The 13336-nt window shown below is 34.0% G+C and carries 16 protein-coding genes; 12 read left to right on the top strand and 4 right to left on the bottom strand.

Translation table 11 applies throughout. The features are described from left to right. Positions 1–9 precede the first annotated feature (9 nt). From CD29_RS14380 to CD29_RS14325, 12 genes are all read left to right on the top strand, one after another. On the top strand, positions 10–507 hold the full coding sequence (locus tag CD29_RS14380) for a GNAT family N-acetyltransferase (RefSeq protein WP_036188301.1): 498 nt from the start codon (positions 10–12) through the stop codon (positions 505–507). A 52-nt stretch (positions 508–559) separates the two neighbouring features. Then, the gene (locus CD29_RS14375; RefSeq protein ID WP_036188298.1) at positions 560–1468 is read left to right on the top strand and encodes a PhzF family phenazine biosynthesis isomerase; all 909 of its coding nucleotides are present in this window, start codon (positions 560–562) and stop codon (positions 1466–1468) included. A gap of 378 nt (positions 1469–1846) precedes the next feature. After that, positions 1847–2185: a hypothetical protein gene (locus tag CD29_RS14370; RefSeq protein WP_036188295.1), complete on the top strand. Its 339-nt coding sequence runs from the start codon at positions 1847–1849 to the stop codon at positions 2183–2185. 116 nt (positions 2186–2301) lie between these two features. Then, positions 2302–2787: an NUDIX domain-containing protein gene (locus CD29_RS14365; protein WP_036188292.1), complete on the top strand. Its 486-nt coding sequence runs from the start codon at positions 2302–2304 to the stop codon at positions 2785–2787. A 190-nt stretch (positions 2788–2977) separates the two neighbouring features. Then, the gene (locus CD29_RS14360; protein ID WP_036188288.1) at positions 2978–3487 is read left to right on the top strand and encodes a GrpB family protein; all 510 of its coding nucleotides are present in this window, start codon (positions 2978–2980) and stop codon (positions 3485–3487) included. A gap of 168 nt (positions 3488–3655) precedes the next feature. After that, positions 3656–4510 (top strand): methyltransferase domain-containing protein, encoded by an 855-nt coding sequence (locus CD29_RS14355; protein WP_235801849.1) that lies wholly within the window; start codon positions 3656–3658, stop codon positions 4508–4510. Next, positions 4500–4895 carry an NUDIX hydrolase gene (locus CD29_RS14350; RefSeq protein WP_036188285.1) on the top strand — a complete coding sequence of 132 codons (396 nt, stop codon included), beginning with the start codon at positions 4500–4502 and terminating at the stop codon, positions 4893–4895. The genes CD29_RS14355 and CD29_RS14350 overlap by 11 nt, the downstream gene beginning before the upstream one ends. A gap of 137 nt (positions 4896–5032) precedes the next feature. Then, positions 5033–5509 (top strand): GyrI-like domain-containing protein, encoded by a 477-nt coding sequence (locus CD29_RS14345; RefSeq protein ID WP_036188282.1) that lies wholly within the window; start codon positions 5033–5035, stop codon positions 5507–5509. Positions 5510–5684: 175 nt separating this feature from the next. Further along, positions 5685–6035 (top strand): VOC family protein, encoded by a 351-nt coding sequence (locus tag CD29_RS14340; RefSeq protein ID WP_036188280.1) that lies wholly within the window; start codon positions 5685–5687, stop codon positions 6033–6035. 38 nt (positions 6036–6073) lie between these two features. Then, positions 6074–8044, top strand: a complete 1971-nt coding sequence (locus CD29_RS14335; protein WP_036188277.1) for a S9 family peptidase — start codon at positions 6074–6076, stop codon at positions 8042–8044. A gap of 145 nt (positions 8045–8189) precedes the next feature. After that, complete coding sequence (locus CD29_RS14330; protein ID WP_036188274.1) at positions 8190–8387, top strand: hypothetical protein; 198 nt, start codon at positions 8190–8192, stop codon at positions 8385–8387. 101 nt (positions 8388–8488) lie between these two features. Next, complete coding sequence (locus CD29_RS14325; RefSeq protein WP_036188272.1) at positions 8489–8974, top strand: GNAT family N-acetyltransferase; 486 nt, start codon at positions 8489–8491, stop codon at positions 8972–8974. A 143-nt stretch (positions 8975–9117) separates the two neighbouring features. Here the strand turns inward: CD29_RS14325 and CD29_RS14320 are convergent, their stop codons facing one another. The 4 genes from CD29_RS14320 to CD29_RS14305 all read right to left on the bottom strand — a co-directional run bounded on the left by CD29_RS14320 (position 9118) and on the right by CD29_RS14305 (position 12458). Beyond that, entirely contained in the window at positions 9118–9546 is a 429-nt protein-coding gene (locus CD29_RS14320) for a HEAT repeat domain-containing protein (RefSeq protein WP_036188269.1), read from the bottom strand. A 225-nt stretch (positions 9547–9771) separates the two neighbouring features. Continuing rightward, positions 9772–10632: a glycine betaine ABC transporter substrate-binding protein gene (locus tag CD29_RS14315; protein ID WP_235801846.1), complete on the bottom strand. Its 861-nt coding sequence runs from the start codon at positions 10630–10632 to the stop codon at positions 9772–9774. A 37-nt stretch (positions 10633–10669) separates the two neighbouring features. Continuing rightward, a complete protein-coding gene (locus tag CD29_RS14310) occupies positions 10670–11326 on the bottom strand; it encodes an ABC transporter permease (protein WP_036188264.1) in 657 nt (218 codons plus the stop codon). Next, on the bottom strand, positions 11319–12458 hold the full coding sequence (locus CD29_RS14305; protein WP_036188263.1) for a betaine/proline/choline family ABC transporter ATP-binding protein: 1140 nt from the start codon (positions 12456–12458) through the stop codon (positions 11319–11321). Before CD29_RS14305 ends, CD29_RS14310 begins: the two co-directional genes overlap by 8 nt. Positions 12459–13336: the final 878 nt, after the last annotated feature.

Below are 13336 nucleotides of genomic sequence, written 5' to 3'. Positions count from 1 at the left end.
TGTTGTTCAATGACAATAAGAGAGATTAAAATAGCAGATGCGGAGAATTTAATTAATCTTATAAAGGAAGTAGAAGCCACTTCTAATTATATGTTAATGGAAGCGGGTGAGAGAAATACAACAGCAGAACAATTCGCAAAGCACATTGAAAGAATTGAAAAACAAAGTAATTCTACAATTTTAGTTGCAGAAGAAGATAGCGAGCTCATTGGTTATATGATGCTAGTTGGAGGATCGACAAATAAAAATAAACACTCTGCTTACATTGCCATCGGAATCGTAGAAAGTTTGAGAGGGAAGGGAATAGGCACAGCATTATTTAATTATGCAGAGCAATGGGCTCAAAGAAACGGTATCTCTAGACTAGAACTAACAACAATCATTGAAAATAAAGCAGGTGTAGCCCTTTATAAGAAGCAAGGATTTGAGGTTGAGGGTATAAAAAGAAACTCACTTAAAATTAATGGTGAATTTGTTGATGAATATTATATGTCTAAACTATTATAACTTTCTATTTATTTACTAATAGATGTCCAAAGCTCAAACGGAGGAATAAACTATGAAAACGATCAAAGTCCATCATTATGACGCATTTAGTAAAGAACCGAATAAAGGCAATCCAGCGGGAGTCGTTTTAGACGGAGATCATTTAACTGAACAAGAAATGCAAGAAATCGCTTTAGAAGTTGGATTTAATGAGACTTCATTTGCATTGAAATCGGATTTTGCTGATATTAGAATTCGCTATTTTACACCAGGTCATGAAAATGACTTATGCGGCCATGCAACAATAGCAACCATATATGCATTAAAATCGAAAGGTTTACTAGGGGATAAAACAAACATCACTATTGAAACAAGAGCAGGGATATTACCAATACGTATTCAAAGCTTACCTAACAATGATTTTGCGATAACAATGAGACAAGCTTCACCCCAATTTATAGAATTCACTGGTTCAAAAGTGGATTTGGCAAATTCAATAGGAATCAATGTATCAGACCTTCATGAAGACTTACCAATTCTATATGGTAGCACAGGAATATGGACATTATTAGTACCAATAAAAGGAATAGAACCTTTTAAAAGAATGCAACCATCTAATAATGACTTTCCTTCTATATTAAAAGAATTGCCGAAATCATCAATTCATCCATTTTGTTTAGAGTCAAATGATCCAACAGCACATATGCATGCGAGACACTTCTCATCTCCTTTTTCTGGAACGATTGAAGATCCAGTCACTGGAACAGCATCAGGTGTGATGGGTGCGTATTATGCGAAATACGTAAAAAATAATGAGATTGATCAATCAGTTGACCTAAAAGTATCCCAAGGGAACGAGATAGGAAAAGAAGGTCGCGTGATGGTACACATCTCCAAAAAGTTAGACACCTATAATGTGGAAATATCAGGTAATGCAGTGTTTGTAAAGGAACTAACTATTTCTTATGGTAGTGAGTCGTAATTACTTTTTAAAATTAATAATGAGAAAATACCGAACAGCGTTGATCCACAAGGGTTTACGCTTTTTTTGTCGAACTTATTGACTGAGGTGCATTGTTGAATTATGAATAAAGGTTATAGGGGCTATTGATTGATTGCCTTTAATTAGGATAGATATTTCTAAAAATAAAGGATAAAATATCTGGAGGGTTTTCTAGAAATTGTTATTTAGACGAGAAAAATAAGAAATTTCAAGAAAAACCGTTTAAACAAGTTAATCAATCTAATATTGATAAAGCTTTTCTTGGTCAATTTAGTTTATACATTAGATTTAAAAAACTTATCTATAGTCTATTTTTGACATATTATCATAGTTTATATGTGAAAGGATGAATACGATATGTTTATTTCAGTTACCAGGTTGCATATAAAAAGTAAGAGAAAATTACCTAACTTTTTTTTTCATACAATAAAGTCAATTATTCAATCAAAAAATACAGAAGGATTAAAATTTTCTTCTTTTAACAAAGAAGGATGGGACACATATTGGACTTTAACAGTTTTGGAAAGCAAGGAACATATGATGGTCTTTCGAAATAATGGTAATCATCTAAAATCAATGAAAATATCACGAAATATTGCAGATAAATTAGAATTAATTTATTGGGTAGCAGAAGCTATTCCTACTTGGAATGAGTGTAAAGAAAGATTACATAAGAAGTATGGCAGAATTGAGTGAGGATTAATTTTCTTAAACGAATGTTTTGCATAATCTAAGATACTATAAACTCAATATAACCACTAACGATCCAAGTTGTTGAAAAATTATCCTTTTATTATAGGAAGTGAAAGTAGATGCAATTTCATATAAGGGTACGTGCAGGGGCAATAATTATTGAAGATAATAAAATATTACTAACACAATATAATGACCCTGTAAGAGGGATTGTCTATGATTTACCTGCTGGTGGAACTGAACCAAATGAATCTATTATTCAAGCAGTAAAAAGAGAAGCGAAAGAAGAAGCATGTATTGATGTAGAAGTTGGTCCATTAGCATTTGTCTATGAATATACACCACATCTTAATTTTGGGAAATTTGGGGATACACACACTTTAGTGATGATGTTTGAATGTAAATTAAAAACTCACTCTATTCCAAGACTTCCAGAAAATCCAGATCCAAATCAAATAGGTGTTAAATGGCTCCCACTATCAGAGTTACAAAATGTTGAGCTTTATGCCAATATTGGTTCGTATTTACAGGATTATACTATAAATGGTAGAAACATTGACTTAATAGAGGAACATAAATTAAATCAGAAAAATAATTTTAATTGAAATGATATACCTATAATCAACAAAGAGATGTGATCGTTTGAAAATACCACACTTTTTTATTCAACTAATGAGGGATAGAGGTCAAAAAGTGTCGCTTTCATTGAAGTATTGTACTAACTAGGCAGGTTAGTTGAATAAGAAGAAATTAAAGTCTGTATATAAAGTAGAAATAAAAGGTGGATATAACAATATGAAAGTTCGGCTTACAGATTATAGTGAAGATTGGACTCGATTGTTTCAGGCAGAAGTTAATTTTCTGAAAACAATATTTGGAGACGAGATAATAAGATGTGAGCATTTTGGGAGTACGTCAGTTAAGGGAATGAAGGCAAAACCTGTAATTGACATGATGTGTATCGTGAAAAGCATAGAGAAGATTGATTTATTTAATAACCAATTAGGTTCTCTTGGGTATGATATTGCTGGGGAATGGGGTATTGAAGGTAGGAGGTTATTTAGAAAAGGCGGGGAAAACAGAACCCATCATATTCATTTTTATCAATTTGGTAATCCTGAAATTGAACGTCATATAATTTTTCGTGATTATCTGAGGTCTCATCCCGAGGAAGTAGCTAGGTACAGTCGCTTCAAAGAAGAATTGGCTCAACGTTACGAATCCACAAGTGAATATAGTCCAGCAAAAAAGAGATTCGTGAGTGAGCTGGAACAAAAAGCACTCTATTGGTTTTCGGAAAAATAGAGAACTTCAAATTCTTGTATAAAAGATACTTAAAGTAACGGATGTTTTTTTTAGTAAAAGCTATTTAGCTACCATGGAGTTTCTAGATTGCGTAGAACTTTTTCATATTTTTTCGTTACAAAAGTAAAGAGGAGGACTAAGATGGAAAAGTATTATTGAGATACCCAACTGGAATACCTCAAAAGAACTAGAGATTTATATTATAACGATGACTATTTAGAGTTTTTAGTAAGTAGAGTTTGGAAGATTACTAAACCAGTACATATTATTGATTATGGTTGTGGTTATGGGTATTTGGGACTTAAATTACTACCCCTTTTACCAAAAGGTTCTAAATATACAGGTATAGATAAAGGACAACAATTGATTGATAAGGCAAAAGAATATTTTCATAACCTGCCTTTTGAAACGGAATTTATTTTAGCAGATACAACTGAGATAGAATTAGAGAGAAAGTACGACATTGCTGTTTGTCATGCGTTTTTATTACACATGTCCCAACCAAAAAGAATGCTTCAAGCTATGGTAAATTCTATTGTAAATGGTGGGAAAATAATTTGTTTTGAACCACATTGGATTTCCGGTATGTCATCATACGAGCTTGAAGGATATAATCAATCACAGGTTGTTCCACTTGGAATTCTTCAGAGATTATTTGAAGATAGTGCAAACAAAAGTGGTGAAAATGGAAATATTGGAGTAAAAGTACCTCAATACTTATTAGAACTGGGCGTAGAAAATATTGAGTGTCGAGTCAGTGATAAGGTTAATTTCCTCCATCCTGATATGAATCAACAAGATAAACAAAAATTGTTTAATTCGCTAAAAGAAGACGGAGTAGGTGGAGAACCCGCAAGTAAAGAACAGTTTATTGAAAGTTTGTATAAACGAGGGGTCACAGTTAATGAAGCACAGGAACAATTTGTGGCTGAAATGCTCTTTTCACAAGTATTTAACATTGATTCTTCATTAATATACGCTCCCAGCATGAAAATTACTTTTGGAGAAATTAATGCGAAATAGAGGTTCTGTAGTAATCATACAAAATGATAAGGTAGGATTAATTCGTAGAATTCGAGATGGATCTGTTTATTATGTTTTTCCTGGTGGTGGAATAGAGAATGGGGAAACACCAGAAGATGCAGCAAAAAGAGAAGCATATGAAGAATTGGGAGTAGAAGTAAAGGTCAATGAGTGTATAGCAAACGTTGATTTTAAAGGAACTCAATACTTTTTCTTAACTGAAATCATTAATGGTACATTCGGAACTGGACAAGGTGAAGAATATACAGACAAAGAGAGAGATAGAGGAACTTACATGCCTATATGGGTAGATATAAAAAGATTATCATCTATTGATGTTAGACCGAAAGAAGTAGCTATAAAAGTTCAAAACTTATTCAAGTAACGAAGGCGTTAATCTAGAAAGGATTAAAGCCTTTTTTGTTGAAGTTATTATATTAACGGGGAAGTTAGTTAATATAGAAGGTATTTAAAAATTTATTCTAAAAACAGTTAATTTGCTAATGAAGGGAGATATAAAAAATGTCAGAAACAATATTACAAAATAAGACTATTAAAGAACTAGATGAAATAAAGTTAGTAGGGTTCCGAGTTTTATGTCCTGGTGATCAATATATAATCGAAATACCAAGAGCATCAATACTATTAAGTGAACGAATTAGTGAAATTAAACATTTAGTCAATCCATTAATACAATTTGGTGCATTTGTTGTAGAGAATGGTACGGATGATGAAGATGGGTATTGGGTTTGCACTGAAGTTAAAGAGTACGAAGATATTCCTTCTGGTATGGTGACTCTAACAGTTCCTCCTCAAAAATATGCTGTTTCAAGATTTAAAGGTGTTAATTATAAAATAGCAGATGCCTATAATGACTTACATTTGTGGATTGAAGATAATAAATTTAAAAGGATGAAAGATAAATGGCATTTAGAAAAATTCTATAGTTGGAAAGACCTTGAAAATGTAGAAGTAGATTTATTAGATACTGTTGAATAATAGTTGCTGTAGCTGCTAATTTTTTCTAATGATGTTTGTAAAGAATTGTCCATTATCAAAGTGATTTTGAAATAATCAGGAACGTTTTTTCACTAAAATTCAAATTAAATCAAAAGAAGGGGAAATATAATATATAACGAACTTAACCTATAATAGCAAAATTTGGAGGTAATTTATGAATCCCATATTAAATCAAGTTGGCACAATATTTATTCCGGTAAGCAATATTGAAAAAGCTCGTGACTGGTATTGTGACATATTAGGGTTACCAGCAGATGGTGAGATATTATTTGGTCATTTATATATTGTACCTATGAATGGAACTGGAATTGTACTAGATAGCAAAATTTATTCAAAGGATACTATTTTCAAAACACCACCTTTTCATTTGAATACTAACAACATAGAACAGGCATATGAGTATATGAAGAGTAGGAATGTAGAATTAACAACAGAGATTGAGCATAACCATTGGTTTAATTTCAAAGATCCTGACGGAAACCATTTAATGATATGCAAATGTTAATCTTAGTTGGTAGGAATCGTGAAGGGGAATGAAGGAGAATGGATAAAAAAACATATTTAAGTATTGAAGATATTATTTCATTACCAACATTATCAGGTACAAACATAAGTGATGATGGGAAAAACGTAGCATTTGTCAAGAAGACTGCTAACTGGCAAGACAATAAATATAGGATTCATGTATGGATATATGAAAAAGTTAAGGGACAGTGTTACCCATTAACATCGAGTGACATAGATAGTACATACCCAATATGGTCTCCAGACTCTAGAGATATCGCATACCTTAGTCCGGTTGGTGAAAGTGATAATAAGAGAAATCAAATCTTTGTTAAGTCAGTAAATGGTAATACGGGGATTCAAATGACTGATGTGAAAGAAGGGGTCAGTAAATTTAAATGGGATCCTACTGGTAAGGGTATTTTTTATGTTGCACAATCAAAAGATTCTGAGGCGTTAACGAAACGTAAGGAACTATATGGAGATTTCCATATAGTTAAGGAATACCAGAATAATAGTTTATATTACATAGAAAAAGAGATGCAAAACGATACATATGAACACAAAAATTTAGTTATATATCAACTAACGGATGGTAAGGATTTTCATATCCATGAGTTTGATATTTCAAGTGACGGGAAAAAGGTTGTATTAATGGCTTCCCCAAGTCCAAATATGGCGGATTTTATTAATGGGGATTTATACATCCTAGATATTAAATCTGGTGAGTTAAAAAAGATGGATATAGATAAGCTGTTGGGAGGGAGCGTTTGCTTTTCTCCTGACGGTAGCAAAATATGCTACTCAGCAAGCATTAATGAGAAGGATCGCTATAAAACCCATATACAAGACAGTACACTTGAGATATATGATTTAACTATTGGGAAGCTAATTCAACCTTTAACAGATTTTGATAGTACCGTTGTCCCATTACGTTGGACAGATAAAGGAATTTTAATTAGATGGCAGCATAAGACGAGTTATGTTATTGGGTTGTTATCTGAGGACGGCACTGTGGAAATTTTAAGCGAAATAGATGGCAGCTTTATTATGGACGCTTCAATAACAAGGGATGGAAATCATATAGCATATAATCTGGCTTTACCGAATGAAACCTTTGAACTCTATTTAGATAAAAGAAAAATAACCAATGAAAATAGCATTTTCAAAGGAAAGCTTAAAAGTAAAAGAGAAATAATCTCTTGGCAAAGCAGTGATGGAGTTGAAATAGAGGGGGTTTTATCAACCCCAGTAAATTTTGACACAAACAAAAAATATCCCTTATTAGTTGTAAATCATGGTGGTCCGGCTTGGGCTTCCTTTCCAATATTTTCAGACTGTTTTAATGGGAAATATCCTATTGAACAGTTTATCGAAAAAGGCTTTATAGTTTTAGAACCGAACTACAGGGGAAGTTCTGGTTATGGTAATGAATTCTTAAAAGCAAACTATAGAAAAATGGGAATTGCTAACTACGATGATGTTATATCTGGTGTGGATAAACTAATTGACAGGGGGATTGCAGATATAGATAGAGTAGGGGTTATGGGATGGAGCTACGGGGGATCTATATCAGCTTTTTGTTCTACATATAGTAGTAGATTTAATGCTATTTCAGTTGGAGGTGGAATTACTAATTGGAGTTCCCACTATGTAAATACAGATATCCCTTACTTTATTCGGATGCATTTAGGAAATGATCCATGGAATGACCCGGAGATATATTTGAAAACATCACCAATGACATATATTAAATCAGCCTGTACACCTACTTTAATCCAGCATGGTGATATGGATGCAAGAGTTCCAATAACGAATGCATATGAGCTATATCGAGGATTAACGGATTTGGAAGTTGATACAGAATTAATAGTATTTAAAGGAATGGCGTATAGTTCAGATCAGCCAGGAATTAATGTGGCTATTATGAAGCAAAATTTGATGTGGTTTTCACACTATATTCTTGGAGAAAGTATGGAAGATTTTACGGTTTTACCATTAATAGATTGATATTCTTACAGGAGAAACAGTCTTCACAAGATTTAGGTAATTAATCTAAGGAGGGTTAATGTCCTTATTGATACCCAAGAATCGGGAGTTAGATAGTTTAAGGGAGGTTTTAACCTTTTAGATTGGAATAGGGGAGTGAATTTATATGATAAATGAACCTACAGAAAAAGATATTACTGATATGGCAGAGAAGTTAGGGCTAAATAAATCTGAACCTTTAAAGACCCCTCTGTTCCAAGGTGACTTTGGTTACACAATAAATCTACCAGTTCTAATTTCAATGCTAATACTATTGTTGGCAGGAATTTTCCTGTTTATTTATTGGAAGTTAAGGAGAAGTTAATTAAAATTTTTAAGTTATTCTTAAAACTAAGTAGAGTTGAAGAAGGATTTTATAATTTTAAATCAAATTGTTTATGAAGTGTTTTTAAGGGGGAGCTTTAAATGAATATAATCATTCGTAAGATGGACTACGAAGATACAAGTCAAGTTCAAAATATAGCGAAAACAACTTGGAATGCTACTTATGAGGGAATAATTCCTCTAGAGGTACAAAATAAATTCTTAAAATCTGCTTACAATGACGAAATGATGAAACGACGCTTAGAACGTTCTATTGTGTACGTCGCGGAAGTTGAAAATAAAGTTGTCGGTTTTGCAAACTATTCCACAGTCAGGGAAGGTGGGATAGTTGAATTAGCTGCTATTTACCTTTACCCAGAATTTCAAGGTAAAGGAATAGGTACTGCTTTGTTACAACAAGCAATTGAAGAATTAGATGGTATTAAAGAAATTTATATAAATGTAGAAAAAAAGAATATGATTGGATTGACCTTTTATAAAGCTAAAGGGTTCGAAATTGTTAAAGAGTTTGATGATGAATTCGAAGGACATATTTTAAAAACAGTACGGATGGTTATGAAGATATAATTATTTAGCTAATGTAGGCGTACAGGAGTATTTTCATTAAAGGTACAATTTAAATTAGTTTAATAAGGCGAGGCACTGAATTGAAAAAAGAAAAAGTCATCCCCTTAACATACAAAGGGAATGACTTTTTTTCAATCGTTCAGTTATAGTTTTGACCAGCGTTCCTCTAACCAGTTCATAAATTGTGCACCTTTATCGCCTTCATATGCATCATAGACATCTAAACGCATACGCTTTAGCTTATCTGCAAAGTCTTCCAATGTGTGGTCGTTTGGTAAGCTCTTTTTCACACGTAAGAAAATTTTGTCTGTGCCCTTAATAATATCAAAACGTGCAGGTGATGGTTTCTCAACGTCCTCGCCAAACGCTACAAGTGCTTCGTAAGCAGCCATTTGAACTTTGTAAACAGTATCATGCTGCATACGATTTTTTAATAAATCAATAATCTTGTCTTGCTTATAAGCAGATAACGTTTCAACTGCGTCTAAACGATCACGCCAGCTAGACGTATAATTGGCCTGTTTTTTTAATGTTTCGTACTGCTCAGGTAATGCTGTTATAAATTGTTTCAAGTAATTGCACCTCTTTTTTTAACTAGAGGAAAAATGAATTCTTCTTCTGCTTTCCCTATTATACGTTTTTTAGGTTGAAAAAGCGATGAATAGCAACGAAGACTTTTTATCTATGATATCCCTCAATTAGGAATTAATTTCTGTGCCAGGCATACTCATAATCTCCTGGCTACAATTCTCCTTATGCCTAAACGCTTTCTATTAGTATGCACGATCTTCTTTAGTTTATTTATCTTCAATTAGCCCCGAATCAATAAGAAATTCCTGTGCAATCCGTTCGACCATCATTCCATCGTTGTCGACTTTTCCATTCATGATTTGCATCGTTTCTTCATCAATCTTGCCTTTAAGAAGACTTAGTACTTCTTCTAGCTCAGGATATTCATTTAGCGTTTCTTTGCGAACAAGAGGTAGTGCATGGTACGGTGGGAAATAAGATTTATCGTCCTCTAACACACGTAAATCGTATATTTGAAGCTGTCCGTCTGTTGTGTATGAGTTAATCACGTCCACTTCACCTGCGTTGATGGAGCGATACATCATTCCGTGGTCCATACCTTTAACGTCTTTAAATTGAATGTCGTACTCTTTTTGGAAGCCAGGCAATCCATCTGGTCTATCGATAAATTCAAAGACTGCTCCTAACCTGAAATCTTGGGAATATTTAGCAAAGTCACTAAACGTTACAACACCTAGTTCTTCTGCTTTCGTCTCATCTAGTGCTAGCGTGTAGGTATTGTTAAAACCAAAAGTGTTCAATGCCACAATGCCATCTTTTTCAACAAGACGTTTTGTTGCTTCTAACGTTTCTTCTGCTGTTCCTGGTTCCTCGTGGTAATAAGTAACCACTATCGTTCCTGTATAATCAGGAATCACATCGATATGTCCATTTGTCATTGCATTCCAAACAACGTTCGAACCACCAAGATTTTCTTTATAGAGTACTTCGATACCCAATTTATCTTCAATTAACTGTCCCATAATATTTGACAATATAATGCTTTCTGTATTATTTCTAGATCCGAGTCGGAGTGTATCCTTCTCGATAAAAATACATCCTGATAGCGTACTTATAATAAGAAACATAAGCATTACTAGTGAAATTTTTTTACTTACCCTCATCTTATTTTCTCAATCCTTTCGGTGTTGTCCAGCGTTCAACAGCACTAAAGAAAGTTTCGATGACAATCGCAAGAAGGGTAGCTGGAATTGCTCCGAGTAAAATTAACCCATCAATACCACGTGTAATGCCTAGGAAAATAAAGTCACCAAGTCCACCTGCTCCAATAAAGGCAGCGAGAGTAGCATTTCCTACATTAATAACAGCAGCTGTACGGATACCAGCCATTATAACTGGAATTGCAAGAGGAAGTTCCACTTTAAATAAAATTTGCATGTTCGTCATACCTAATCCTCTTGCTGCCTCAATAGTCGCCTGGTCAACATCTTTAATACCGGTATAGGTGTTTCGCATAATCGGAAGTAATGAGTAAAGAAACAATGCCGCAATAGCAGTGTATACACCAATTCCGAAAATCGGGATCATAAAACCAAGCAAAGCTAAACTTGGTATTGTCTGTAGGACACCTGTTCCGCCAAGAATAATATTCTTCAGCCAAGGTACACGTGTAGCTACAATTCCAAGTGTTACTGCTAGGATGGTAGCGATTATCATTGAGAAGAATACGAGTTGAATATGAACAAATGTAGCTTCAAGTACTTCTCCCCAGCGTAACTGTGTTTGCTCAACGAGTTGTTGCCATATATTCATATTATTCATCTTGATCTTCCTCCTCCGTTTCTATCCACTGACTAGATAGGGCGGAAAGTAAGGAGCCCCGTGTGACGAGTCCTACAAGTTTATGGTCTTTGTCAACAATCGGAATCATTCCAAAAGGAGCAACATCAATGAGAACAATAGCATCTTTCGCTGTTGCAGTATTAAGTAAATATGGCTCTGCAGGTTGCATAATTTCATCAATCGTTTTGACGGTACCCAATTTTTTGAGTAGATCGTAAGCAGATACGATACCTATCAATCTACCATCAGTGTCTTGGATAATAAGATTCGTGATTTTCCGTTGGCGAATAAGTGATATCGCCCTTTCAGGAGATTTCTGAGGAGAAGAAGTAACAATGGATTCTGCCATAATTTCGGTTACTGGCATCAGTTCAGGATTCTGGGTAATGCGGTGCTTACCAATAAAATCTTCTACGAATCCATGAGTTGGTTCATGTAGTAATTTTTCTGGAGTATCTATTTGAAGTATGTCTCCATCCTTCATAATTGCAATCCGATCACCCATCTTTAAAGCCTCATCGATGTCATGGGTTACAAATACAATTGTTTTTTTAAGTTTTTTGTGTAAAGTGATCAGTTCACCCTGAAGTTGTTCACGTGTAAGTGGATCTAGCGCACTGAATGGTTCATCCATTAAAATGATATCTGGATTTGCAGCAAGTGCTCTTGCAATTCCAACACGTTGTTGCTGTCCACCTGAAAGTTCTTTTGGATAACGTGTTGCATGAATTACTGGATCCAGTCCTACTAATTCGAGCAACTCTTTTACACGGGATTTGATGTCTTGCTTATCCCAACCTTTTAGTTGGGGAACAATTGAAATGTTTTTTTCGATTGTATAATGGGGGAAAAGGCCGATTTGCTGAATAACATAACCGATATTGCGTCTGAGTTCAGCAACATTATAAGAGGTGATATCTTTGCCGTTTATTGTAATACGCCCACTTGAATGAGGGTTAATTCGGTTAATCATTTTCATTGTTGTTGATTTCCCCGAACCACTCGGCCCAATCAGTACTAGCAATTCTCCTTCCTGGATTTCAAAACTAAGAGATTTCACAGCTTGAAACCCACTGTCGTACACTTTTGATACACTTTCAAATTTAATCATAAGAACCTCCAATTCTTTTTAAACTGCATTCAGATTTTTGAAAATTCAGACATCATGTTCCAGACTTTTTCTCTTTTAAATAGTGTCTAAACTTTTAAAAAATTGATCACTCTTAGTAGAGTAATATGTTAATACTGTAACATTAAATTTTTGTAAGGTTCAAATTAGGTATTTAGACATAGTCAGTTTTTTGTTTGTATATTTGTGCTATATAAAACTTTGAAAAGTGAAAATGGTATCGTGTTTGAAAATAATCTCCCATAACTAGATACATATATGTTAACGGCTGTAAATAAATTGGCAAAAGCGCAGGGAATAAAATTATTCCGAATATCAAAATTTTATAAAAAATATATCATCTAACAGTACTAAATAATCCCTAATCGAGTAAGTAAAATGATTCTTTTTACACAAGAGAGAGGGAAGCTGATATGTTAATAACAATTTCCCCTAATCGTGAACTAATTAAACGATATTTCATTTTCACGTAGGAAGATGAAGTTGTAAAATGCCAAATTTATCTGGAGTTTGATTAGAAATTATCATGAAAAGTAAGTAGTGAGGTTTTATAAACTTTTAAGAAGAAGTACGTACTAAATAAGACCTTTAACGCCAGGAATTCCACTAGAAAAAGGTCTTCATAAGGGGGATGAAGACCTTTTGTGCCAGGAAATCCACTAGAGAAGGTCTTCATAAGGGGGATGAAGACCTTTTGCGCCAGGAAATCCACTAGAAAAGGTCTTCATAAGGGGAATGAAGACCTTTTGCGCCAGGAATTTCACTAGAAAAGGTCTTCATAAGGGGGATGAAGACCTTTTGCGTCAGGAATTCCACTAGAAAAGGTCTTCATAAGGGGGATGAAGACCTTTTGCGCCAGG

Source organism: Ureibacillus manganicus DSM 26584, from assembly GCF_000772945.1.
In the GTDB taxonomy this organism is placed as follows: domain Bacteria; phylum Bacillota; class Bacilli; order Bacillales_A; family Planococcaceae; genus Ureibacillus; species Ureibacillus manganicus.
The sequence above is the reverse complement of the archived record's forward strand: the minus strand, read 5'-3'. Positions and strand labels throughout refer to the sequence as shown.